Source organism: Microbulbifer maximicatervae (SeqCode) (assembly GCF_052467385.1).
Genome location: NZ_CP174311.1, coordinates 543,169 through 567,761, shown reverse-complemented (window position 1 = coordinate 567,761; position 24,593 = coordinate 543,169). Strand labels below are relative to the sequence as shown.

The following is a 24,593-nucleotide window of genomic DNA, read 5'->3' as shown; positions in this document are numbered from 1 at the left end:
CGTCCACCTTGAAAAGACGGTCAGAATTTGTACACCACAGAGCCAGACCAGTAATTCACGTCGGACTCAATGATGGTGTAATCCAGTTCCAGGGTCGCCTCGTCGGTCAGTTTGAAACCAGCCCCGAGCCCGGCAGATGCCCCGTTATCCGAGTACTCTTTCTCCCAATTATCTATCTCCAACTCCTCATGGAGGTAGCCGATACGACCTTTCAGATAAATGTTGCCCGGGCTGCGGTAGGTGGCATAAACAGCTTGTGTTGCCAGGGAGTAGTTGTAATCGTACCAGTAGTAGTCGAACTCACCATCAATGACAGAGTCGGTGACTTCTGCCTCGAATCCCCAGCCAGAACCCCAGGTATAACCGGCTCGAATCCCCCCATTTAAAGGACTCTCCCCCCTGGCATCAACATCCAAAACACCGAAAACGCCACCGATATACGCACCCTGCCCATAAGCGGTAGCGGAACACAACAGAGCGGTAACTGCAGCCATTGCCTTGAGATTAAAGCCCACCATCTTCCCCTTAAATCTCGAAGTCTGATCAAAGGGCAGGGATTATAGGGACATGATCAATTGGCACAAGTGTTCACTTAGACAAGTCAGAATGTAACCTAGGAGCTTCTAAAAAGAGATGTCTCCATTAGTTAAATTTAGGAAAGGGACAATTAAAATCTCAGGCTAAACCCGCCTGACCAATAACTGACATCCTTCTCTAATACGGTGTACTCAAGCTCCAGGTGATAAATTTCATTCAGGCTATAACCAATTCCAGCCCCTAAGCTGACACCCAAGTCATCACTACTTTCGCTGCCAACAGAAACGTCTTCATAGAGAAGGCCCAGGCGTCCTTTCAGGTACCAGTCCCCCTCTGTTCTGTAAGTCGCATAAGTAGCAAGAGTACGTATGTCTACATCCACATTCCGACCATAAGCCTCAGTCTCACCACTTAATAGTGAACTGGTATATTCACCTTCCACCCCAAAACCCGAGGCCCGCACATAACCTGCTCGCAGTCCCAAATTCAGTGGATTATCGACCCCCTTGAAATCAAAATCAGCTATTCCGGCCACACCCCCCCAGTAAACGCCCTCGGCAATTGCGCCCGCTGAAACAACGAGTGCCAGCACACCTATACCAGCCTTAACTATTTTCATTAACACTCCCATCCTGTTGCATTAACTTTGTCGTGACACACAAATAGGGCGCTGCGGAATAATTCGATGACAACCTACGACTTCAACACCAATAAATTTATTGAACAACGGGAAACATCGCAGCATGCTTAAATGTGCAACAACACGTCATTAGAAATTATTAAAATATGAAGGATAAAACACACCCTTATCTAGGTCCGACAGAAGAGCGTACTTGTGGAAAAAACTGAAGAAAGGGCTACTCGAAAATAGGTTTAATTTATCTTGTGGTCAAATACAACGAGGTACAGATAAGAGTTGAACCAAGGAATTCAGCGGCATGGTCAGCCTCATACCTATTGATAACCCCAGTCCTCCCCTGAGTAGGTAGCGGTAAATTCCACCTTGAGTCCCACTAAGTCCCCCTCACTTGATCCAAATCAACTTTGGATTGGTACATATGGCAACAATAGACCCATCGACAAATCGCGGAGGTCTGGGATGAATGCCATCTACCGACAACTGTGCTGTGACCATAAACATATGCAAGAGTTGCTCAACGCCTTTGAGCAATTACTCCTGGATCTTTTTGGCTGCGGCGACCGCGATCCAAACACCTTGTCACTGATCCTTGATGCTTTGGATTATTTATCGGCGTACCCGGATAGATATCACCACCCAGTTGAGGACTTAATATTTTCCCGGCTGTTGACTAAGCCAGTACATGACAGGGAATCAATTTACGAAGCGCAAATGCAGCATGAAAATATAGCCGCAGCGACAAAACACATGTGCGCTTTATTTTATGCTATTGCCAATGATGCGACCGTTGAACGGAGAGTGCTGCAAGGAGCTTGCAACACCTACCTGAAGCTGCAACGCAAGCATATGGACTTGGAAAATAAATCTATTTTCCCACAGATCGAACAGTACCTGGGGACTACCGACTGGATTTATATTCAGAAACAGGTCAGTGAATTAAGCTGCAGATATTTCGACAGGGCAACCAGAAAAATTTACGAGTCCCTGCACGAAGATCTGACACAACATCAAATGCCCGCGCAGGCATTAGCTTAGGTCACCAAAACAGCAGGGAGGAAATGTTAATGCAGTTTAAACGCCACGGCATATCCATTGGCATGGAACGCATAAATGATGAGTTTTTCCTTTACATAAAGGCAATTGGTGAGTTAACCCATGAGGATTATGAGCATATAACACCACTATTAGAATATGCTCTGGAAGGGGTAAAAAAACCTCAGGTTCAATTGCTGATTGATCTTCGGGATTTCGAGGGCTGGGGGATGCACGCGATCTGGGATGAGTTCAAGCTGGCCTTAAAGCACGGCAATGAATTCTCGCATGTCGCTGTACTTGGGGATGAGGAGTGGCAGCAAATAGCCACAAAAGTCGGGAGCTGGTTTGTTAGCGGTGAAGTCCGCTATTTCAAACAGCAACAAGAGGCCATGGATTGGCTACAGGAAACAAGGAAGACGGGTATTGGTCACAAGGAATCTGAAAAGGAATTAGCTTTCTCCACACACTCCTGATAAGTAGTGGATTAAGGGGGCGTTTACGCCCCCCTTTTTTTACCCGTAAATTACTCAGTTACTTATTTCTAAGTATTCACCTTCCTCTTTTTACTGTCCCAGGAAGGCGTTCCCAATATAAGATTACCTACGCTCAACTCGTTACGGCAAAAAGAACAGTAAATATTCTCATAGTGTAAGTTGTTCCGATGCAGAATATTGAGCACATCAGCCAGGGTTGGACTCTTTTGATTGTGCCTATTTCGAATCGTCAAGAAGTTAGCTTCCATCTTTGTGGTGTACAAAGAAGCACCAACTTTTGCGTCATACAGAGACTTTTGAAAGGGATCATTTAAGTCATATTGCTGCAGTCTTACCTGATTCCGAATAGCTTTCACATTGTGATTATGGGCTTCATCCACAACATTCTGAATCTGAGCGTAACTCTCACCATCATTAATAAATCGGCGCGATAGGCGACCAAAAATCTGTCCGGCTGTACTGCCGTGGTACCCCTGGAATTTTTTCAACATATAGTTACGGCATATCTTACCCTTGCCAATATGCTCATGAACTTTTGCTTTCCCATCTACAACATCTTGTAGGCCAGGATCTTCCAACGTGTAACCGTGAGGTGCAAAGAAAAGCAGGTTGTCGCCACCGTGGCCTTTATTATAAAAAACCTGCTTGGTTGCGGCACCGTGGGCAGAAATCACCAGGGACGGCGCATCCCCAACATTGGTACCTTCCGGTGCAAAAATTTTGACTAAATCCAATTCACGAACAGGCATATGACACCTATCTAACGTCGAGTACAGAAATAAGAGGGTCACCCCTCCAAACAAAACAACCGTACTAACAACCTACTATGACCAATCATCCATACTCAAGTTTTATTGCATGATTTTTGACATTAGTCACGAAGAGGAAAATTTTTTGGACTAAGTATTAGTCAAATAAGTGAGGTATGAAATAAATATGACAAAAATAAGGAGGAATTGAGGAAAACAGTTTAGGCCCGGCAAGCTCAAGGAAGTGAGCTGTAACAAATTGGTAGATGGTGACCCATAATAAAAATGCATTCACATTTCTAGCTTAACGGGCACCATCTTCTCTCTACTTAAGAATTGAATACGAAGTTAGAAGACACCGTTTAGGTGGTTGGTCGCTGCATTTTGCTGTCCCAGGATGGAGTTCCAATAAGGATATTGCTAAAACTCACTTCGCTTCGACAAAAAGAACAATAGATATTTTCATAGTGAAGATTATTTCTATGCAGAATGTTTAGAACATCCACTAAGGTGGGGTTATCCATTTTTACTCTATTGCGAATAGTCAATAAGTCCGCCGACATTACCGGCTTAACCCCTTTCTTAATATAAGGTTGATGCATGGGATTATTGGGATCCAGATTTCGCACCCTCTCATTGTGCTCATGGGCATTATCTACAGCCTTTTGCACATCAGCATAGCTCTCACCTTTAATAAAATGGCGAGTAACGCGGCCTAGAATCTGACCGGTTGTTGACCCGTGATACCCCTGATATTTGCTCAGGGTATAGTTATGACAAACTTTTCCCTTACCAACCCACTCATGATATTTGGCATTGCCACTCAAGACGCTACCAATACCTGGATCATTTAGAGAATAACCATGGGGAGAAAAGAAAAAGAGGTTATCCCCTCCGTGCCCTTTGGGATAAAAAATTTGCTTGGTTGTTGCACCGTGAGCAGAAATTACCAGGTTGGGAGCATCTCCCACTTGTGTTCCTTCCGCTGCAAAAATCTTAACTAGATCAAATTCTCTGACAGGCATACTTCCCTTCTTCTCACTTCTTATTTTTTTGAGGCTTACTGACTAGCGCTCTGTGACAAAGGCTACTATGGCTTATTGGATATTTGCTAGAGGTGTGAAATACAAAAAATACCAGGCAAGAGAACTACAAATATCCAGGCTATACAGTCAAACCCTCTTAAACAAAGGAGAAAAGAAAACACTTCCAAAATAGCGGCACTCAATTAGAACCATCGTACCCTTTTGAGGCGGCAGTATTCGCAGCTATTCTGGCCAAAATGACCCAGATACTGCCGAAATAGACAAGGAATAAAAATTAAAATTAGGAGGCTTTATGCGCCAACGTGCTCAATAGCCGATATAAAAAAGAAGCGTTAGGTTCCAGAAAATCAATTGGAAAAGTGAAAAACCTGTACGGCTATCAGTCGTAGCCGCAATGGGTTCCAGCCAATTCACTCAACGCCAGCAAGTCAAGGATTTCAACCATTCGACCACTAACATTCACCAGTCCATCTCGCTGAAAACGCGAAAATAAACGGCTCACCGTCTCCGCTGTTAACCCCAAGTAATTGGCGATGTCCGTTCTCGGCATAGAGAGTACAAATTCACGGGGGGAGTAACCACGACATGCATAGCGACTGGAAATATTAATCAACAATGCCGCTAAGCGAGCATCAGCAGCACGCTTTCCCAGCAACATTAAGATTTCATTTTCCTGCCGCAACTCTTCGGAAAAAATGCTATAGATTTGCTGCTGCAGTGCTGGAACTTCCTGAGCTAAGGTTTCCAGTTGGTCAAATGGCAACAAGCACACACTGCTATCTTCCAGCGCCTCCGCATAACTGGGGTGAACCCGACTACTATAAGCATCGAGCCCCAACAGCTCACCAGGAAGGGCGAAATGTGTTACCTGGATATTCCCATCTGCACCAATGACTACCGTTTTGACACTTCCAGAGCGAATCGCATAGAGATTTTGGAATGGATCACCTGCTCGATACAAGGTTTCACCCGCTTTAATTACCTTTTTCTTGCGGGTAACCCGTTCAAGCCGGTCAATATCTGCCTGCACCAGCCCTGCAGGCAAGCACAAACGCCTGACTGAACAGTTACTACAACTTACGGCCTGCGCTGACTTGGTCATAGCTAGGCAACCAAATTCTTTTACTGACAGTAATACTATTACCGGCCATGAATCAGCTTTTTGACTCTTTCGTAACCGGCTTGTCCTGGTAAACACACTCCATAATACTAAGCGACACACATGGTAGTTAGTAACTTGCCCTATGTGCTAAATTCGTAAAGTTAAAAGATAGTTTCACATTAAAAGCAACTTTTATATTTCTTTAAAAGTTAAAAGATTAAAACTCAGGTAAAAAGCTTTCGATCACCATTCGTTGCTGTTTTTTGCCATCCTGATCCATACCGCTCTTAAAATTGCAAAGTTCATTGGCCCACTTGGATGTTCTGACCCGAATAGGTGGCTCCTCAGCCTGTACCACTTGTAAAACCACCTCGGCTACTTGGTCAGATGTCTGGTATATCTCAGCTGTCTGCTCTGGGCTTCGCGACCTCATACCACCAATATACTGATTGAAGACCCCCTGGTATTCATCTTCGGGATACCCCTGGCTCCGCTCCAACTGCGAAAGCACATTATTGGCAAACTCTGAGTGGATTCCACCGGGCTCGACAGCGGTAAAATTAATATTAAAGGCAGGGGTAATATAACTTGCCAGGGCCTCTGTATAACCCTCAACAGCAAACTTTGCCGCACAATACAGCTCATTGAACGGCTGCCCAACTAGCCCACCCACTGATGAAATATTGATAACGTGTCCACTACGAGCTTCGCGCATATGGGGTAAGACTGCTTTAGTGCAGCGAACTACACCGAGGTAGTTCACATCCGTCACCCAGCGTATCTCTTCTTCGCTGGCGTGTTCAGTGGTCTTTACAAAACCAGCGCCAGCATTGTTGATCAATAAATCGATACGCCCAGCATCCCGGATAATGGTATCGACGCATTTCTGGATACTGTCAGAATCTGTTACATCCAATTCCATCACTTCGAGAGCCGCCCCCTGAGGAGCCGCATTTATCAGCTGGTCGGCCTTGGAGAGATCTCTCATGGTGGCATAGACCCTAAACCCCTGCTTAGCCATTTGCAGCGCCAGACTCTGCCCCAGCCCTGTGGAAGTCCCGGTAATCAAGGCAACCTTACTCATTGCTCTCTCCTCAGTATTCGTTAATCAATCTCAAAATGTAAACTACTCAGTGCAGTATACACATGAATAGCATCAAGTAAACCGATCGGTGTATTTTTGGCAATGAATCTGGCTGCAGCTGAACAATAGGGCTGGCGAGTCAGAGTAAGCCGTAAAATAAGCTCCGCCAGCTTTATTCTCAGAGGGCGTAACCTGATACCATTAGCGCCCTTTTATAGCCCAGACAGTTTCTGTGAGTCGGAATGTTGGATAGCCTCCGGCGCATTCAGGTTCACAGGCAGCCCCGCAACAAGGTATTTCTATGTCCATTGCCGATTTGAACTTTTTGAAAGCACTGCCAAAAGCCGAGCTTCACCTCCATATCGAGGGTTCACTGGAACCGGAGCTAATGTTCGAGTTGAGCAAGCGCAACAATATTGAAATTCCCTTTTCCAGTATTGAGGAAATTAAAGCAGCCTATAAATTTCATAATTTACAGTCGTTCCTAGATATTTATTATCAAGGCGCTTCCGTCCTGATCCATGAGCGGGATTTTTATGACCTGACCATGGCTTATCTCAAGCGCTGTCGTGAAGATAATGTTGTCCACACAGAGATCTTCTTTGACCCCCAAACCCATACAGAGAGGAGCATTGATATCGGTGTGGTTATCAAGGGTATTAACAGCGCTCTTGATGATGCAAGAAATGAGTGGGGAATAAGTAGTCACCTTATTTTGTGCTTCTTACGCCACCTGAGTGAAGAGGAAGCAATTGCCACCTTGGAAGTGGCAAAACCATACCTGAACTTAATAAAAGGTGTAGGGTTGGACTCTTCTGAGCTGGGTCATCCACCCAGCAAATTTCAGAAAGTATTTGCTATGGCCAAAGAGCTAGGGCTTGAGAGAGTTGCCCACGCTGGTGAAGAGGGGCCTGCCGATTATATCGTAGAGGCTCTCGATCTTCTGGACGTGAGCCGAATCGACCATGGGGTTCGCTGCGTTGAGGACGAAGCACTAATTGAGCGCCTGAAAGAGGAACATATCCCCCTGACCGTTTGCCCGCTCTCCAATACCGCACTCTGTGTTTACGACAATATGAACCAACACCCCATTTTGTCACTCCTCGAGCGCGGCCTGTGTGTCACTGTTAATGCAGATGATCCAGCTTACTTTGGCGGTTACGTTAATAAAAATTATCTGGCCCTTAGCGAAAGTCTGGGCATGACCAAAGAGCAGGCGAAAAAACTGGCCCTGAATAGTTTTAAAGCGAGCTACATTCCAGAGGCAGATAAAGAAAAGTGGGCGGAGGCAATATCAGCAATCGAAACGGTTGCTGAAGTTTAGTGGATTGGGTAGTGTCCTGACTGATCATAAAGCCAGGACACTATTTCAAAATTCAGTCTTCATCATATCCGCAGTGAGTACCCGCTAGCTCACTGAGTTCAATTAAATTAATAATCTCAACTGATCGGCCACTCACCTTAATTAATTTTTCTCGCTGAAAACGCGAGAAAAGCCGGCTGACAGTTTCCGCTGTCAAACCCAAATAATTGGCGATATCAGTGCGCGGCATCGATAAAACAAACGCACTGTGAGAGTATCCACGGCGAGCGTAACGGCTGGAAATATTAATCAGAAGAGCCGCCAAACGAGTATCGGCAGAGCGCTTGCCCAACAACATTAAAATATCGTTTTCCTGGCGCAACTCTTCAGAAAAAATGCTGTAAATCTGCTGCTGCAGTGCTGTCACCTGCTGGGCCAAAATTTCCAGTTGAGTAAAAGGCAGCAGGCAAACACTGCTGTCTTCCAATGCTTCCGCATAACTCGGATGTACCCGAGTACTGTAGGCATCCAGACCGAGCAGTTCCCCAGGTAAAGCGAAGTGGGTGACCTGAGTGTCACCATCTGCAGCAATCACCACAGTTTTAAAACTGCCTGAGCGAATTGCATAGAGATTGGCAAATGGATCGCCAGCTCGGTAAAGGGTCTCCCCCGCTTTAATTATTTTCTTTCGACGCGTGATATGCTCTAGCCGATCAATATCAGACTGACACAAACCAGCTGGCAAGCACAAACGCCTGACTGAACAGTTGCCGCAACTAACAGCTGTAGAGGAATCCATCATACTAAACCGGTCGGTAAACTAATTTGCCGCAATTGTAACGGCTGTCGAGCCGTTAGTCTCCTGCCGGTAGCTATAGAACACGTGAATATTTCGCATCTGTTTCTTGACTGTGCAAATACATATCAAATGCAGCGGCAACATTTCTAACGAACCAGCGGCCTTCCTCGGTAACAATAATATTTTCGTTATCCTGATAAATTAGACCATCGTCAAACATAGGCTGTAAGCGCGCTAATTCCTCAGAGAAATACTCCTCAAAGGAAGCACCTATACGCTGTTCAACAAGGTTTTTATCCAGGCGCAAACGACACATTAATTCACTAATAATCCACTGGCGCAAACGATCTTCATCATCCATTAACCAGCCGCGGCAGGCTGCAGATTTCCCTTCTCCAATCGCCTGAGTATATTCTTTTAGGCGATGTAAATTTTGCCAGTAGCCATCGCGACTGTAGCTGATCGCCGATGCCCCCAGACCGACCAAAGCATCTGCCGGCATTAGGGTGTAACCCTGGAAATTGCGCTGCAGCATACCGGCATGGGCTGCCTTAGCCAGTTCATCCCCAGGACGGGCAAAGTGATCCATCCCCAAAAATTCATACCCCGCCTTACCCAGGTGCTCTACAGCCGCCAGCTGCATCGCCACTTTTTCTGCGGCAGAAGGGATTAAATCCGTATCAATCAGGCGCTGGGCCTTAAATCGGTGTGGCAGGTGTGCATAGTGATAGAGAGCGATGCGGTCCGGTTGCAGCTCCAGCACTTTATCCAAGGTACGGTGCAGGCTGCTCAGCCCCTGCTTGGGTAGTCCGTAAATCAGGTCGTAGGAAATGGACTCAAACCCGCGCTCACGCGCCGCTACGGTCAACTCCGTAACTTGGTCGGCACTGCAGATACGATTGATTGAACGCTGAACTTCGATATCGAAATCCTGCACCCCCAGGCTCAAGCGGTTAAAACCCAGTTCTCGCAGGGTATCCAGGGTCTCTAACTCAAGGGTACGTGGATCGGCCTCAATACTGTATTCAACCCCGTCGCCTGGGCGCAAATCAAAAACTTCAGCCAGCCCTCCCATTAAGCGACGCATATCACTATCACTCAAGAATGTCGGCGTACCACCGCCCAAGTGCAATTGGGTAACGGGGACATCAGCCACCTTATCCCGGTACCACTGGGCTTCCTGCAGCAAGTGATCCAGATAACTGGAAGCCAATCCATACTGGTGAGTAATTACTTTATTACAGGCACAGAAGTAACAGAGAGAACGGCAAAAAGGAATATGAACATAAAGGGACAAGCTGCGAATATCCTGCAGCGCTGCCCAGGGCTCAATTCCATTTAATGTGTGAAAACGATCGGCGGTAGGATACGAGGTGTAGCGCGGGCAGGGTCCGCTATAACGGGATAAGAGTTCTTCAGACAACCCTCCCACGGGGCTTTTAATCTCTTGCTTCATATTCATTCACACCTCGTTCGGTAGTTTGCTTGGAAATCCGACACAAACAAAAAAGCAGCCACCGGGTCTTCGACCAGAAAACCACAGTGACTGCTCTACCCCAGACCTATTTATTGCTACCTTTTAGAAGCGGTAGCCCAGACCAGCCATGTAAACCAGCGGATCAATATCCACATTGGCAGTCACTTCACCCAGGCCAGGTACTTTGACTTTGGCGTCGGTCTCGATGTCCATCCAGAACACAGACATATTGAACAACCAGCGTTGATCGGCACCGAAGGTAAAATCGATACCGGCTTCTGCTGCCAGGCCAAATGAATTGTCCAGGGACAGTTCTGCATCACCAGTGGCGCCAAGGCTTTCGAAAGCGCTATCGGCGGTGCTGCTGATTTCTTCATCAAAGAAAGCGGTGTAGTTCACACCCAGGCCAACATACGGCTGAATGTTGGACTGTGGCTCCATCGGATACCATTGAACCAACAGAGTCGGCGGCAAGTGCTTGGTTTCCCCCAGGTTGAAACTGCCCAGGCCCTCGCCAACAACTTCGATATCGTGGCTGAACGGCGTTGCGGCAACCAGTTCCAAACCCCAGTGATCGCGGAACATGTAGACGCCGGTCAGGCCCAGTGCGGAACCGTTATCCACATCAACACCGGTTTGGTTGATGCCGGTTCCATTCAAGGAAAGTACGCTGGAATTAGCATCGGGTGCTACAGTGGCCATGCCACCGCGCAGAATTAAACTGCCTTGTTCATAGGCCAGTGCGGGTGCAGAAAGTACGGCGGTCAAAGCGGCTGTCGCACAAGCAGTTATACGATTCATTAACTTCTCCATAAAGCGATTAGGCATTTTTCCCGACTCAGGAAGGGCCCCCCTCCAGGCACAATCACAAGTCGCGGACAGGTTACTCGCTGACTGCCTGAGGCTGCTTGATCCAAATCAAGCTGCCGAATTACCTGGAAAAAAATCCATTGGAATGTGCAGCAGCAAGATAATTGCGCTGTTTAAGGGAGACCCGTTTCCGGGAAGGGGCGGGGAAGATAGCGGCTCAGAAAGTCCGAGGGAACCGAGCTCTCAACTGTATTTGATACGATCTTGCCAAATTGAGAACTACCGCAAATTTTTCCTTTAGATGACAGGGTTAAGGGCAAACAAACCGGGCCAAAACTGCACCACTGCCGACATTGCCAGACTGTGGTGCAAGGCCTTTAAACAGGCGCTAAGTAAGGCTGCCCGCCGGGCGCCGGAACATATTCTGAATACTGGAGAAATCCAGTTGCTGGTTTTCCTCACTGGCGCCATGCAGTTGGAAAAGATTTTTCGCCAGGGCTCCCATCGGAGTAGAGGATGCACTGGTTGAGGCGGCATCCATAGCCAGTCCCAGGTCCTTGAGCATCAATGCCACACTGAAACCGCCGGCATAACCCTTTGCCGAAGGCACGCTCTCCATAGTGCCCGGGTAGGGATTGTAGTTAGCCAGGGACCAATTATTACCCGAACTTTCCCGCATAATATCGCTCAGTACCTTGGCATCCAGCCCCTTATCCACTCCCAGCTGTAAAGCTTCTGCGGTACCGGTCATATGGATCGCAAGCAACAGATTGTTGCAAATCTTTGCCACCTGCCCAGCACCGGCAGCACCGGCGAGAAATATCTTGCTGCCCATCACCTGCAGCGGGGCCCGCGCTGCATCGAATGCCGCTTCATCCCCGCCGCACATAAAGCAAAGCGTCCCCGCCTGTGCCGCAGCTGTACCTCCGGATACCGGGGCATCTATCGCTCTCAACCCATGCTCCCCGGCAGCCTGGCTGACCAGGCAGGCATCCTCTGCGGAGATAGTCGAACAGTCGATAATCAGGGTATCGGCCGGGAGTTGCTGCAACAACCCAGCCTCTCCCAGGTAGAGCCCTTTCACCGCGTCGCCACTGGGCAACATGGAAATTACGATATCCGCGCCCTCAACAGCCTGTTGGGCGCTGTCACAGGGCAGGCAGCCGTCTCGCTGTGCCTGTTCCAGAGCAACAGGGCTCAAATCAAATGCCGCTACGGTATAGCCGGCCTTCGCCAAGTTGGCAGCCATGGGGCCACCCATATTACCCAAACCAAAAAAGGCTATCTTTTCCATAAAAGCCACTCCCTATTTTGTTGTTGGTATCCCTGGCGATTAACAGCCCGGGACGCTCGGTAAATACGATATCTACAGGTCGGCCAGCGGGTGCTCACCGCCCCAGGGTCCCTCAAAGCAGCTCTCCACCTGCGCAGGTGTAATCTGTTCCAAGCTGTCAGGTTGCCACTGGGGTTCGCGGTCTTTATCAATCAACAGCGCGCGCACCCCTTCCTTGAAGTGGCCACTGGCACAGAGGTTTACCGCGAGTGCCAACTCCATGCGGTAGATATCCGCCAGGGACAGGTGTCGAGCCCGCTGTAATTGCTCCCACACAATCCAGGGGGTCAGCGGAGAGCCACCTGCCAAAGTGGCAGCTGCCCGCTGCAACCACTTATCCACACCCTGGTATGCACTGATGGCGGCACAAACCTCTGGCAAGGTGGCAAAATCGGTAAGCTGCTGGATTTGGTCATAATGCTCTCGTAGAGCAGACTCAGGCCGCTCCAGAAGGGGCAGCTCCTGGGATTTAAGGCAATTGCTAATTAACTGGTGATTGGCTTCCAGGTTTTCACCAAAACTGAGCCCCGCTAACGCAGACAAGACTGACTCCCGCTGGTCCTGGCCTATCATGCGGTCCGCCATACCGGCAAACAGGGCATCGGCGCCATTAAACTGCGCACCGGTCAGCCCCAGGAAAAGTCCAAGGCGCCCGGGCATACGATTCAGGAACCAGCTGCCCCCCACATCGGGAAACAAACCAATCGTAATCTCCGGCATTGCCATACGAGTGGTTTCGGTCACAATCCGGTGGCTGGCTCCCGCCATAATGCCGATACCGCCTCCCATCACGAAGCCACCGCCCCACACCACGACGGGCTTGGCGTAAGTGTGAATCTGGTAGTCCAGGCGATATTCGCGGGAGAAGAAGTCGGTGGTGAAGCCGTAGTCCGGTGTCTCACCATAGGCGGCGGACTCCCGATACAGCGCCACCACATCGCCGCCAGCGCACAGCGCCTTGTCGCCACTGCCATCGATCCAGACTGCTGCGACTTCAGTGTCTTCAGCCCAGCGGTCTAGCTGGGCCGACAACAGATCGATCATGGATGAATTTAAGGCATTGAGAGCCTTGGGGAGGTTTAGTGTCGCGATCGCCAGGGCGCCGCGCCGGGAAAACAACACCGGGGAATCCTGATCCATTTTTATTCGTCTTATAGCTCTTGTACTAGATAGTGTCGCAGTTAAACACAGATCACATTTGACGTCAGCCACACGCGAGTACAGCGGGCTACCACAGACATGCCCGGTTGCACTTTTTACGCAAACTGATAAGTTGCGCGCAAAATCTGACCGATTCCAACACCCATTACGGAACCCCAAATGGCCGAATACGTATACACCATGAACCGGGTGGGCAAAGTAGTGCCCCCCAAGCGCGAGATCCTCAAGGACATCTCCCTCTCCTTCTTCCCCGGCGCCAAGATCGGCGTACTCGGCCTCAACGGCGCAGGTAAATCCACCCTGCTGCGCATCATGGCCGGGGTCGACCAGGACTTTAACGGCGAAGCCCGCGCAATGCCCGGCATCAAGGTCGGCTACCTGCCCCAGGAACCGCAACTCGATGCCAGCAAGACCGTGCGCGGCAACGTAGAGGACGGTGTACGCGAAGCCATCGACGCCCTCGCCGGCCTGGAACAGGTCTACGCCGATTACGCCGAGCCCGACGCAGACTTCGATGCCCTGGCCAAGAAACAGCAACAGTTCGAAGACATTATCCAGGCCTGGGACGCCCACAACCTGGAGCACCGCCTGGAAGTTGCCGCAGACGCACTGCGCCTGCCCCCCTGGGATGCGGACGTAAACAATCTGTCCGGCGGTGAAAAGCGCCGTGTGGCCCTTTGCCGCCTGCTGCTGTCCCGCCCGGATATGCTGCTTCTCGACGAACCCACCAACCACCTGGATGCGGAATCCGTATTCTGGCTGGAGCGCTTCCTGCACGATTTCACTGGCACTGTGGTTGCCATCACCCACGATCGCTACTTCCTCGACAATGTTGCCGGCTGGATTCTGGAACTGGACCGCGGCCACGGCATCCCCTGGGAAGGTAACTACACCACTTGGCTGGAACAGAAAGAAAAACGCCTGGAGCAAGAGCAGCGCGGCGAACAGGCCCGCGCCAAAGCCATGCAAAAGGAACTCGAGTGGGCCCGCCAAAATCCTAAGGGCCGTCAGTCCAAAAACAAGGCCCGTTTGTCCCGCCTGGAAGAAATGCAGTCCCAGGACTTCCAGGCCCGCAACGAGACCAACGAAATCTACATTCCGCCCGGCGAGCGTCTCGGCGACAATGTGATTGAGTTTAAAGATGTGAGCAAAGGCTTCGGCGAGCGCCTGCTGATCGACAACCTGTCTTTCCGCGTGCCCAAGGGCGCAATTGTAGGTATCGTCGGCGGCAACGGTGCCGGTAAGTCCACCCTGTTCCGTATGATCAGCGGCACCGAGCAGCCGGACTCCGGCGAGATCAAGATGGGTGAAACCGTTAAGGTCGCCTACGTTGAACAGGGCCGTGAAAATCTGGATGACAGCAAGACCGTATGGGAAGCCATCTCAGACGGCCACGATATGCTCAAGATCAACAACTACGAAGTGGGCTCGCGCAACTATGTTGGCCGCTTTAACTTCAAGGGCAGTGACCAGCAGAAGCGCGTAGGCGAACTCTCCGGCGGTGAACGCGGACGCCTGCACCTGGCCTATACCCTCAAGCAGGGTGCCAACGTACTGCTGCTGGATGAACCCTCCAACGATCTGGATATCGAAACCCTGCGCGCCCTGGAAGAAGCCCTGCTCAACTTCCCCGGCTGTGCCCTGGTAATCTCGCACGATCGCTGGTTCCTGGACCGCGTTGCCACCCATATCCTCGCCTATGAGGGTGAGAGTGAAGCGGTATTCTTCGAGGGTAACTACACCGAGTACCACGAGGACTTTGTACAGCGCAAAGGTGAGGATGCAACACCCCATCGCATGCATTATAAGAAGCTTAAGACTTGATCATCTGATATCTATATAGCCTACTGGCTATTTATCCCTTATAAAAAGCGAGTCATTGGCTCGCTTTTTTATTGAGCCTAAAAATGCTCATTATGATATAGGTAAGTAAATTGCCTTATCAAACAACTTTGCCCCCAATACCAAGTTGCTCTAGTGCTTAAACGCCACTCTGAATCAGATCCATCTTGAAAATAATAACAAACCATTTCATTGTGAATAAACGAAACCCTCGCCTAAGCACCTGCTTCCAAATACTTTTTATAAGAAGAGCTATATTGTCGCTTGCAAAAAATATATTTGAGTAAAAACTTTAAACCATAGTAAAAGATAATTTAAAAACCACTTCCGCCAAATGAGACTCTCAACCCAATACAATCCTTAAGAAAAATCATTGACTATTCTCTAGCGGATATCATTTTTCTATAAAAGAAAAAGACAGCCATAAATTCATTCGGTCACACTTTTTAAACCAATTAAATATATAACTTATACGGAACCAGAAATAAGCAACCCAGCCACTCACACAAAAAAACATCAAAATCAACATTTAACCTAAACACAATTATAGAAAACATTCAAAATAAGAATAAACACCGGCAGTTGATACGAGCGTACCAGATAAATCATGCAAAACCGTAATATGCTTTTTAGTACTAAGATAGAAAAACTTAAACTTTAGATCGGTAGAGCCAGAGCAAGTCAGCAACCAACAATAAAGTCGGCTACGACTGAACCCTAACTCCACACGCTTAGCGCAACCTATTAGGTTGGCGAAATATCAGGACGAACTGCTTCTGGACCTGCTGTGATATCGGTCTCATAATTCATAATATATCTCCATTTAAACATTTTTTTTTGCAGCTCAAGCCAATAAACTCCCGAGCCTTTAGAAGCTTAACCTGAACAGGACCAACTTGGCCATAACTAGTTTAATTTCATGGGCGATTAATCAAAAAAATATCTAACTGACGCCCACACCTTTCACACTCTCATCCAATTCGTGATGGAAACCCCAAAAACCTTATATTTAACTACCAAAAGCTGTCCAAATGATGGCAATTAACGTGTTTAAATTAGCTTACCACGAATAAATATACGACCCTATAAACCTACGGAACCTACGGAACCTACGGAACCTACGGAACCTAGTGTCAAGAAATCCGCTTAAAATTTACCCTCTATAAAACCCAAGGATTAATCATAGCCCTGTAGGCCACCCTAATTACTTACGAATGAGGTGACACAACCATTTAGCAGGAGATTATCTTTAATCATACTTTGCTGCCTAAAAATTATTAGATCAATCAGCCCCTAAAAACATTACCTAAAACTTGATACTGACAAAAACGTAAAGATTAGACAACAATAAAATTAAATTAATAACTGCCACAATTGAATACAAATCAAGCCAAAGTGGTACCATATAACCAAAAATAAAGATGCTAGAGAGTGACTGGGGGTGCCACCAATAGCAAGAAACATTCTCTTTCTTTAACAAAGTTTAATTTAAAATCACATTCCCGCTAAAAATAAGCTGTTAATTATAATTAATTCAATAACACAACAACAACTTAAATACTTTTAGCTATTTCCTGAATCATACTCTCCAATCTAACCTGCTATAAAAATCATAAAGAAAGGAAAAACAAAAAATCAATCACACATATAATAACGTAAATATAATCATATAGCATTAAAGCCTCCTTATTTAATCCTTCGTCTTGAATAGCTATAAACTAGATCTTTCCATCAATATATAAAACGCCGAACACTGATATTTCAACATGCAAAATGTATAGCCAATATATCGATTAAGAGACAGTGAAACCAATTAAAATAGCTTAAAAGTGAAAGGGCCTTTCACATAGGTACTCTGCTATGGATGAGCAATAACAATTAATGTTTTTGCATGCTTTTGAACACAAGCTAATCCAATACGCAGATTTTCCGGGTCAAGAGCGGCAAAACTCTCATCCAAAACTACCATCTCAGCATTTTGTAAAAGCGCGCGAGCAATAAATAACCGACTCATCTCTCCGTGGGACAGACGCCACCCCATCTCCCCAACCGTCTGTAGAATTCCAGCAGGCATTTTTTCTAGCAATGGGGTAAGCCCCAGCTCATCACAGATAGCATAAGCTCTTATCAGGCCCTCTTGGCTGGGCGGCCACTGATCCCCCATCAATAAGTTGAATAAAAATGAGTCCCCCAATACATGGTTTTCATGAAACTGTGGAGCAGAGGCCACCATTCTACGCCAAGGTTCTGCACCGATACTCATTCGGTCATAACCATTAAGCAGTAGTAGGCCATCATCTGGCACCTGAACACCAGTCAACACATTGGCAAGTGTGGACTTTCCGGAACCAGAAGCGCCTCGTAGTAAAATCCGATCTCCGGGATAAACGCTGAGATTACAACCTGCCAGTATCGCTTGATCCTTTCCCTCATAGGTAAAGCGGACATCGCGTAAATAGCACAGCGGCAATGACGAATTTTGCATCCCCGATGGAACAGTCATCACCGGCCTCACACTTTTTTTTGCATTGCAATCCTCCAAAGAAAATAATTCGTTTACTTTTTCCCAGGAAACTACTGTGCCCAGTGCGTTGTTAAAACCACTCATACACTTTAAAACTGCACGATATCCTATCAATATGCCACCGAAGGTAATTGCAATCTGTGAGTTGCTAGCGTCGCCAGTAATAAATATTGGAGCAAATCCCACTATTCCTAGAAGAAACCATAGCCGCGGCAACAGAGCCACTAGACGTGCCATGCTGTTGTCCATTCGCAAGGAGCTTTCAAAATAATTATTTAATTCACTATCTTCGCCCCGATGCCACTCATTCGAAGCTTGCTGGACAAGTCGAGTTCGGTGCCCAATCATTTTTTCGATCAAACGGTGAGTCATTGACAACCGCTGTGCTGTCCACTGACGGCAACTTTGGTATTGCGCTTTTCCCAGAAAAAGCGCACTTAGTAGAAACAATGGAAAAATCGCAGCATAAACAAGTCCGCTTGTTCCCAGTAGCAATATTAAGACTGCTATTAACAACTCCACACAGCCCAGCAACCATAAAAAAGCACCTTGCAATGCACCGACTTCAATATTCTCTGCATCGTAAACTCTACCCAGAACCTGACCCGAGCCCATATGGCGAATTCGACTGGGGCTGACACGCAACGCACTGGCGAGCAATCGCTGTTTGAGAAGTGCGCCTGCCTCGACGGAAATCACACCGCGCAATCGGGCTGTAAGCAGCGATAGGGGAACCTGAGAAACCAGTAATAATATCCAGGCAGCCAACCAACCAGAACTGATGTGGCCCTCAAGTACCGCTCTACCAATCACCCACCAACCACATAAGAAAAGAACCATTTGTATACTGTGGCAGGCAAGCATGGCGGCAAATCGCCAGTAAAGCCCATGGTGGCGAAGCTGCGACCACAAGGAGCGATGAGACGGTTGGCGCAACAACCAGCAATCATCCAGCCGCACATTTGCAAGGTTTTCACGCAACAACGCTGCCATGGCTCCCTTACGCCGGCGCCCTTTAATTTTTGCACTATCCAATAACTGACTGATACGCTGGCGCTGAGGTTCTTCGAGTTCCCAAGCCAGCTGGTGTAATACACTCTCAACGTGGATTTTCTCTATACTTAATGTCGGAGTAAGCAGGTATAACTTACGCCCGCGGCCTCCACTCAATGCTATAAAATAGTCCTCATCGCAGAAACGTATCCTCAGTAGTGCAGGGGCGGCTCGCAAAAGAGTAGATTCCAGTTCGGCATAACTGCAGTTCACTCGCTCTACCTGTAAATCCAAGGCTTCGGCCTCCGCTTGCAACCTGGAATTAAATTCCAAGACAGCCCCTTGGGTTTTACTTTCTGCCACTAACGGATTTAAACCACAGCGCTTCGCTAGCGCTTGCAGTGCAGCTTCTAATTGTGACGCAGGCCAGCAATAGGAAATCCATTCTTCAGTGCTCACCAGAAACCTCCTTGAGTTTAGAAGCTCGTGAGGTAACAGGTACTCCTTGCAGTTCCGTCAGTTGACCCTTGGCCATATTCAGGTGGCGCCAACTGGTACTCTGCCAACACTCTTGCCAAAGGCTTCTTTCAGCTGCTAGTAATTGCGCATATCGAGTATCACTCTCCGTTTGAAGCTCACCAGGCTCACCATCTTCTATAATTTTGCCTTCATCAACAACTAGAACACGTGGAAAATCCAGGGTTTCACTAATATCATGGGTAATACAAATCAAGGTGATGCCGTGCCAGATTTCTCTTACGCGACTCATCAAGTTCTGTCGCTGCTGACGATCAAGACCTCTGAAAGGTTCATCCAGGATCACACAAGCCGTTTCTTCACGGCCAAGTGCACGCCCCAGCCGCACACGCTGCCCCTCACCGCCACTCACCAGAGCACCACCTTCACCCAAGGTACTCTGCAATCCATCCGGTAACGCTGCCACCAATTTAAGCAAATCCGCTTGTTGAAGAACGGGATAAAGGGGTGCTCCAGGCTTATTACCGTAACTCAGATTTTCTAAAAGACTGCTATTCCACAGTTGAATAGCAGGATCAACCCAGGCACAGTGAAGACGAAAACGATTCAGAAATTCCCCTTTCAGCTCATTGCCGTTTAACATCACACGACCACTAGCAGGTTTATGCCAGCCCAATAGCAATCCGGCCAAGCTCGACTTACCAGCTCCAGATGCCCCTACAACCGCAACTTGTTCACCCGGGCTTATCTCAAGGTTTACCTTGTCGAGAATAGTACGACCACTGGCATTCACACTCACATTATCAAATTTGATTCCCACCGGTTTCAGTGAGGAGAATACAACACAATCCTCAAACTCTTTATCAGTTTCTGTTTCCATAACCGCCTGAAGTGGCTCTAGTGCCCTCAGTAATAAATTTCGCTGACGTGGGTAACTACGCATTAATCCAGCAATTTCTTCTCCCAATGGCGGTAATGCCAAAACCCAATAAATAAGTAGCAGTAAGTCAGGGCTTGCTCCTCTAGCAGCAACACAATAAATCACCAGCACACTACTGAGGCTACAATTCACTAATAGCTGCACCGCTTGGCTATTGAGCTGAAAACTCAATGAGGAATAACCAGCTTTTATCCACTCGACGAGTAGATTTTCGTGCTCTCGCCGAACAGATTCACTGGCCCCATGGGTTCTAATTGGTATTACTCCCAATAGGGCATCCATATAAAAGCGAGCCAAAGCCCCTGCGTGAGTTTGTACTCGCATACTGTAATCAGTCAGTACTGGATGGAATATCAACGGTACAGCAACCTGTAACACAACCATGATGAGTACTAGTGGCGCAGCAGTCGGTACAAGCCAGATAATTCCCATTGCAGTTGCCAACAGAGTAAAAATCTTAAAAATAATACTGGTCCCAAGTACAGGTAAATCTCTCAAGGCAGAAATACGGTGTGCACGCTCGGCAGTATCAGAAGTGGGGCGACTTTGAAAGAAGTGATCGGGTATTTTAGGTAGTGCAGCTAGAAAACGTATACGAAAACGGTTTTCCAAACGGCGTCCTATCATCATTTGAATTTTTGCCGTGGGAAACTGTAATAGCAATAGAGTGAACATAAAGCCAATTAGCAGTCCAATCGTGCTAACTCGTTGTACGTCTGTCGCTAATTCACTATGAATATCTATCAGTCCGCGGAAAAGCAATGCTTCAAACATTAATCCCAGCACCGATCCAATCAGAGCGATAAAAATAGTAAGTGGAGCAACTACTCCATCTTCACGCATAAACCTCCAGAGTTGCTGGAGAGGTTTAACCGGTGGTTCACTTAAAGCCCTCGATAGCGCTTCTGATTTCGGTTTTACTTTACTGAGATCACCTACGCCTTTTACACTTACAATGACCGCACCAGTAAACTCCAATAGCTCAGGAGCAAGTTCAATTTTTTCTTCAGGTTCACCTCCTGGTCGGTGAGGTGGAAGCGCGCACCAGTAATTCTCTGGTACTAAAGAAAATGCTTGACTGGTATCCATAGAAAACTCAACGGACAGCCGCTGCAACATACCACTAACTTCAGTTCCGCGCTTTATCGCCCCGGATGTAACTAATGAGCCGAGCATTCGAACGGATGCATCGAGAAATGCCAGCGAGATCCAATTCTCATCCTTTAGCGCTTTTTCACAGAGCGAGGTGGCCACCATATTGCCAACCTTTAACATTGCAATACGCTTTTTCAGCGGGACAATAAAATCATCACCACCTGCCCAGTTTCTCCAGCCCTGAGGGGGTACCCGTGCAGTGTGAACATGCAATTCATCCAAAAAACGGCGTGCGCTGGGCCAACGTCTACCGCTTGCTGGATCCATTACTTGTACAATACCGTGATGATTTCTCCAAGCGACGACAAAGTGGGTATTACCATTGGGCAGCCGCACAACAACCAGCCCGGGCAGGTAACCAGGATTATCTAGTAATAGATGGTCAACAGGAACCACCATCTGAGTAGCATCCAATCCCAACTCTACTGCAATTTTCTCCAGTGTATTTATGGAAGTACCATCCACATCTGTTTGGCAGGCATCACGTAAATGGCCGTAGTGTGTACTTACACCAAAACCCTCAAGTAAGCATTTTAAAGACGCCGGACCACAATCCATATTGGAGGTTTGCACCACCTCAGGAACCAACCAGCGTAATTTCTGTTTCAAAGTCACGCTCCCTCCACCATAATCTCTTCGGTGGCTTTACCTGAGAGCATTTCTCCTGCTCGCTGTAAAAGCAGCTGATAAGGTGTCTTCTTACCTGTGGCAATTTCTACTCTGGCTGGCAAATCATGTAATAGCGGGAGTTGTGGTGGTACTTCACCTTGTAGAGAAAGCTGTACGAGGACTTTACCTTGTTGAACGGCACTGGCCACTCGCTCCACACGCGCTTCCATTTGCCCATATCGGGCCCAGGAAAAACCATCCAATTTTACCTGAGCCTGCTGCCCGGGCTGGATATGTCCCAGAGCTAGTGCCGGTGGAAAAAATGCCTGAATCGAGATAAGGCCCTCTGCTTGAATAGTCGCTATTTGCTGACCTGCCGCTAGAACTTCGCCCTCCCTAATTTCTGCAAGGGCAGCAAGTGTACCGGCGATTGGCGCTCGCAATTTTTGCTCACTCACAGCTAGGTGGCTTTGTTGAATACGGGTATCTACTTCTGCAAGCTTGCCATCTATATCTTGATTTCGTTGCCTGAGGGTACTCACCTCCAACTCATATTCACTGATCAGCTGTGCTCTTCGATCCTCCAAAGCACGAATATCCGCTTGTATTTTAAGTGTCGCCATTGCCATCTGCTGGTAGGCACGTTTTGCTGCTAAATAATCCAACTCTGAACTTTGTTGTTTCTCCAGTAATCGCTCATAACGATCGGCTACCTCAGCTTGTATCTTTTGATTGCTAACCTGAAGATGGTACCTTTGTTCCAGTATCTTCAATTGATCGCTAAGGGCTTTCTCATCTTCGCCAAATTTTTTATCTAGTAACCGTCGCTCTCGCTGAACAGAGTCAAGTTGCTCCTTCAGGCTTTCAGATATTTTGGTATCACCCTTTAAACTCAAATCAAGTACAGACGTATCAAGTTGTACCAGAATATCCCCGACCTCAAGGGTGTCACCTAGCTCAGCATCAACATTGATCACCCGGCCAACCCTCTGGGTACTTACATGAATTGTGTTTTGCTCCTGCTCCAACCTAGCATCATCACTTACACTGTAGATCGTAATATCTTTCGTAAAAAACCAAATTAACCAAGCAATCAGAAGCAAAAACCCTAACAAGGTAACAAGAACCAAAGCACGGATAGAGTCTGAGGCAATAGCTCTAGTAGTATGAGAAAAAGGCGTTGACAATGCTGTAAACCTATTAGTCGACCTGCAAGGCAGGTAAAGAAGAAAATCTCTGTTTTTGCAGATTATTGTAAACTAACTACTCAAAATTAGATTTGCTAAATTTAAATTTCTTACATTAAGGATGTCAATTAAAATCTATACTTCATTTCTCGACAAATAACAATCATTTCACACTTCTAATCTACTCGTTACAAGTGTGCTTAGAAAACCCCCTGATGCCCCCAGTATCAATTCATTCAGAGCTTCTCTACCAGAATTAGTCAATAAGAAGCAGGATATATTGAGGCCATTCATATTGATTTTAAGTTTGCATTAGGCCGCATAGAAATATAATTTCCGGACAGAAGCACCCTAGAATTATTGAAAAGTTTTTCCATCAAAAGCCTTAGCTGGAAAAGAAAAACTAACCAGTCTACAAACTTCGCTCTTACATACATCTTATTCATATGGCCAACACATTAGCTACTTCTCCTAGATAAGCTATACTTCTCGACAACTGGAAATCATTTTCACGTTTAACAGATCTACCCAAGGATATGGGGAATTAATTCGAGTCATTAAACACTCTAAATCAAAGCATATTTATTATTTATGCCTAATAAAAGTGGCAGCCATCTTTGCCCCCCACAAAGCCGAATTAAAAGTTATTTACGGCATTGCGTATTTCGCAATACATTTCTCTAACAATTGAACTTCCACCAAAGCAATATATTAACCTCATCAGTCGACCAACCATATTTCATATATAAAATATCGCTATATAAATGCACAGACAACTTAAAAATTTTGATTTACAGACATTAAAATCCACTCTATGAAAACTATAATCAGCTACATTATTCAGACACTTCCCCTTATTAAAAGCTAAAATTAGACCTTAAAGAATGACCAACCAAGAGAAATTTACGGTAAATACACTTTAGGACAGATACTAATTCAACTAATTCAAACCGGAAACCAAGTATGGCCAGCTGCAAAATTTATCTTGATGAGTCTAAGCTATCTCCAGATTCAACCCCATCCTTTTTAACAGAGCTACTAAACCGGGAGCTTGATGTAGAAGAAGATACTGCTGTTGTGATCATACCTGCCACCTTAGCAGTTCCTGCAGGCTGCTATATTGAAATATTATGCAAAAAGCAACCCAACAGGACTCATCAGGTCCTACAAAGTCTTGCCATTCAAATTGATGAATCCGCTCGTAGATTATTTCAAATCGAAGAGCCAATTAGAGTTCGAATTATTATGCTGGAAGAAGATTTTTTCTTTGGGGTAAATTAAAAAGAATAAAGCTTA

Annotated in this window: 19 protein-coding genes; 5 read left to right on the top strand and 14 right to left on the bottom strand. The window is 47.0% G+C overall.

Annotation, left to right across the window (positions count from 1 at the left end; translation table 11 throughout):
* Positions 1–20 precede the first annotated feature (20 nt).
* Positions 21–518, bottom strand: a complete 498-nt coding sequence (locus tag ACJJIR_RS02485) for a porin family protein (RefSeq protein ID WP_444896051.1) — start codon at positions 516–518, stop codon at positions 21–23.
* A 149-nt stretch (positions 519–667) separates the two neighbouring features.
* The gene (locus tag ACJJIR_RS02480; RefSeq protein WP_444907217.1) at positions 668–1,156 is read right to left on the bottom strand and encodes an outer membrane beta-barrel protein; all 489 of its coding nucleotides are present in this window, start codon (positions 1,154–1,156) and stop codon (positions 668–670) included.
* Positions 1,157–1,636: 480 nt separating this feature from the next.
* On the opposite strand from ACJJIR_RS02480, the gene ACJJIR_RS02475 reads away from it, so the two are divergent.
* Both ACJJIR_RS02475 and ACJJIR_RS02470 read left to right on the top strand, forming a co-directional pair.
* Positions 1,637–2,212: a hemerythrin domain-containing protein gene (locus ACJJIR_RS02475; RefSeq protein ID WP_444896049.1), complete on the top strand. Its 576-nt coding sequence runs from the start codon at positions 1,637–1,639 to the stop codon at positions 2,210–2,212.
* Between the two features lie 29 nt (positions 2,213–2,241).
* Positions 2,242–2,685 carry a SpoIIAA family protein gene (locus ACJJIR_RS02470; RefSeq protein ID WP_282931190.1) on the top strand — a complete coding sequence of 148 codons (444 nt, stop codon included), beginning with the start codon at positions 2,242–2,244 and terminating at the stop codon, positions 2,683–2,685.
* Positions 2,686–2,753: 68 nt separating this feature from the next.
* Here the strand turns inward: ACJJIR_RS02470 and ACJJIR_RS02465 are convergent, their stop codons facing one another.
* The 4 genes from ACJJIR_RS02465 to ACJJIR_RS02450 form a co-directional block, all read right to left on the bottom strand.
* Positions 2,754–3,455, bottom strand: a complete 702-nt coding sequence (locus ACJJIR_RS02465; protein WP_444907216.1) for a putative adhesin — start codon at positions 3,453–3,455, stop codon at positions 2,754–2,756.
* Between the two features lie 362 nt (positions 3,456–3,817).
* Positions 3,818–4,480, bottom strand: a complete 663-nt coding sequence (locus tag ACJJIR_RS02460; RefSeq protein WP_444907215.1) for a putative adhesin — start codon at positions 4,478–4,480, stop codon at positions 3,818–3,820.
* Between the two features lie 400 nt (positions 4,481–4,880).
* Positions 4,881–5,603: a fumarate/nitrate reduction transcriptional regulator Fnr gene (gene fnr, locus ACJJIR_RS02455; RefSeq protein WP_444896046.1), complete on the bottom strand. Its 723-nt coding sequence runs from the start codon at positions 5,601–5,603 to the stop codon at positions 4,881–4,883.
* Between the two features lie 217 nt (positions 5,604–5,820).
* Positions 5,821–6,687 carry an SDR family oxidoreductase gene (locus ACJJIR_RS02450; protein WP_444907214.1) on the bottom strand — a complete coding sequence of 289 codons (867 nt, stop codon included), beginning with the start codon at positions 6,685–6,687 and terminating at the stop codon, positions 5,821–5,823.
* Positions 6,688–6,988: 301 nt separating this feature from the next.
* Between ACJJIR_RS02450 and ACJJIR_RS02445 the strand changes: the two genes are divergently transcribed.
* On the top strand, positions 6,989–8,011 hold the full coding sequence (locus ACJJIR_RS02445) for an adenosine deaminase (protein WP_444907213.1): 1,023 nt from the start codon (positions 6,989–6,991) through the stop codon (positions 8,009–8,011).
* A 52-nt stretch (positions 8,012–8,063) separates the two neighbouring features.
* Here the strand turns inward: ACJJIR_RS02445 and fnr (ACJJIR_RS02440) are convergent, their stop codons facing one another.
* From fnr (ACJJIR_RS02440) to ACJJIR_RS02420, 5 genes are all read right to left on the bottom strand, one after another.
* Positions 8,064–8,789, bottom strand: a complete 726-nt coding sequence (gene fnr, locus ACJJIR_RS02440) for a fumarate/nitrate reduction transcriptional regulator Fnr (protein WP_444898279.1) — start codon at positions 8,787–8,789, stop codon at positions 8,064–8,066.
* 73 nt (positions 8,790–8,862) lie between these two features.
* Positions 8,863–10,245, bottom strand: a complete 1,383-nt coding sequence (gene hemN / locus ACJJIR_RS02435) for an oxygen-independent coproporphyrinogen III oxidase (protein ID WP_444907212.1) — start codon at positions 10,243–10,245, stop codon at positions 8,863–8,865.
* A gap of 123 nt (positions 10,246–10,368) precedes the next feature.
* Positions 10,369–11,067, bottom strand: a complete 699-nt coding sequence (locus ACJJIR_RS02430) for an OmpW/AlkL family protein (protein WP_444907211.1) — start codon at positions 11,065–11,067, stop codon at positions 10,369–10,371.
* 397 nt (positions 11,068–11,464) lie between these two features.
* Positions 11,465–12,370 (bottom strand): 3-hydroxyisobutyrate dehydrogenase, encoded by a 906-nt coding sequence (gene mmsB, locus ACJJIR_RS02425; protein WP_444907210.1) that lies wholly within the window; start codon positions 12,368–12,370, stop codon positions 11,465–11,467.
* Between the two features lie 72 nt (positions 12,371–12,442).
* Positions 12,443–13,549, bottom strand: a complete 1,107-nt coding sequence (locus ACJJIR_RS02420) for an enoyl-CoA hydratase/isomerase family protein (RefSeq protein ID WP_444907209.1) — start codon at positions 13,547–13,549, stop codon at positions 12,443–12,445.
* A gap of 180 nt (positions 13,550–13,729) precedes the next feature.
* On the opposite strand from ACJJIR_RS02420, the gene ettA reads away from it, so the two are divergent.
* Entirely contained in the window at positions 13,730–15,394 is a 1,665-nt protein-coding gene (ettA, locus tag ACJJIR_RS02415) for an energy-dependent translational throttle protein EttA (RefSeq protein ID WP_444907208.1), read from the top strand.
* Positions 15,395–17,270: 1,876 nt separating this feature from the next.
* Here the strand turns inward: ettA and ACJJIR_RS02410 are convergent.
* Genes ACJJIR_RS02410 through ACJJIR_RS02400 form a run of 3 tightly spaced genes read right to left on the bottom strand, consistent with a single transcriptional unit; the run spans position 17,271 to position 23,297 of the window.
* Complete coding sequence (locus ACJJIR_RS02410) at positions 17,271–19,388, bottom strand: ATP-binding cassette domain-containing protein (protein ID WP_444907207.1); 2,118 nt, start codon at positions 19,386–19,388, stop codon at positions 17,271–17,273.
* Complete coding sequence (locus tag ACJJIR_RS02405) at positions 19,378–22,110, bottom strand: ATP-binding cassette domain-containing protein (RefSeq protein WP_444907206.1); 2,733 nt, start codon at positions 22,108–22,110, stop codon at positions 19,378–19,380. The genes ACJJIR_RS02410 and ACJJIR_RS02405 overlap by 11 nt, the downstream gene beginning before the upstream one ends.
* A gap of 2 nt (positions 22,111–22,112) precedes the next feature.
* Positions 22,113–23,297 carry an HlyD family secretion protein gene (locus ACJJIR_RS02400; protein ID WP_444907205.1) on the bottom strand — a complete coding sequence of 395 codons (1,185 nt, stop codon included), beginning with the start codon at positions 23,295–23,297 and terminating at the stop codon, positions 22,113–22,115.
* Between the two features lie 963 nt (positions 23,298–24,260).
* On the opposite strand from ACJJIR_RS02400, the gene ACJJIR_RS02395 reads away from it, so the two are divergent.
* Positions 24,261–24,578, top strand: coding sequence for a hypothetical protein (locus ACJJIR_RS02395; protein ID WP_444907204.1), 318 nt, complete (start codon positions 24,261–24,263; stop codon positions 24,576–24,578).
* Positions 24,579–24,593 lie beyond the last annotated feature (15 nt).

Bases quoted from the DNA above. Each gene is read 5' to 3' on its own strand.
- ACJJIR_RS02485 (WP_444896051.1), bottom strand. From the start codon at position 518: ATGGTGGGCTTTAATCTCAAGGCAATGGCTGCAGTTACCGCTCTGTTG.
- ACJJIR_RS02480 (WP_444907217.1), bottom strand. From the start codon at position 1,156: ATGAAAATAGTTAAGGCTGGTATAGGTGTGCTGGCACTCGTTGTTTCA.
- ACJJIR_RS02475 (WP_444896049.1), top strand. From the start codon at position 1,637: ATGAATGCCATCTACCGACAACTGTGCTGTGACCATAAACATATGCAA.
- ACJJIR_RS02470 (WP_282931190.1), top strand. From the start codon at position 2,242: ATGCAGTTTAAACGCCACGGCATATCCATTGGCATGGAACGCATAAAT.
- ACJJIR_RS02465 (WP_444907216.1), bottom strand. From the start codon at position 3,455: ATGCCTGTTCGTGAATTGGATTTAGTCAAAATTTTTGCACCGGAAGGT.
- ACJJIR_RS02460 (WP_444907215.1), bottom strand. From the start codon at position 4,480: ATGCCTGTCAGAGAATTTGATCTAGTTAAGATTTTTGCAGCGGAAGGA.
- fnr (WP_444896046.1), bottom strand. From the start codon at position 5,603: ATGACCAAGTCAGCGCAGGCCGTAAGTTGTAGTAACTGTTCAGTCAGG.
- ACJJIR_RS02450 (WP_444907214.1), bottom strand. From the start codon at position 6,687: ATGAGTAAGGTTGCCTTGATTACCGGGACTTCCACAGGGCTGGGGCAG.
- ACJJIR_RS02445 (WP_444907213.1), top strand. From the start codon at position 6,989: ATGTCCATTGCCGATTTGAACTTTTTGAAAGCACTGCCAAAAGCCGAG.
- fnr (WP_444898279.1), bottom strand. From the start codon at position 8,789: ATGGATTCCTCTACAGCTGTTAGTTGCGGCAACTGTTCAGTCAGGCGT.
- hemN (WP_444907212.1), bottom strand. From the start codon at position 10,245: ATGAAGCAAGAGATTAAAAGCCCCGTGGGAGGGTTGTCTGAAGAACTC.
- ACJJIR_RS02430 (WP_444907211.1), bottom strand. From the start codon at position 11,067: ATGAATCGTATAACTGCTTGTGCGACAGCCGCTTTGACCGCCGTACTT.
- mmsB (WP_444907210.1), bottom strand. From the start codon at position 12,370: ATGGAAAAGATAGCCTTTTTTGGTTTGGGTAATATGGGTGGCCCCATG.
- ACJJIR_RS02420 (WP_444907209.1), bottom strand. From the start codon at position 13,549: ATGGATCAGGATTCCCCGGTGTTGTTTTCCCGGCGCGGCGCCCTGGCG.
- ettA (WP_444907208.1), top strand. From the start codon at position 13,730: ATGGCCGAATACGTATACACCATGAACCGGGTGGGCAAAGTAGTGCCC.
- ACJJIR_RS02395 (WP_444907204.1), top strand. From the start codon at position 24,261: ATGGCCAGCTGCAAAATTTATCTTGATGAGTCTAAGCTATCTCCAGAT.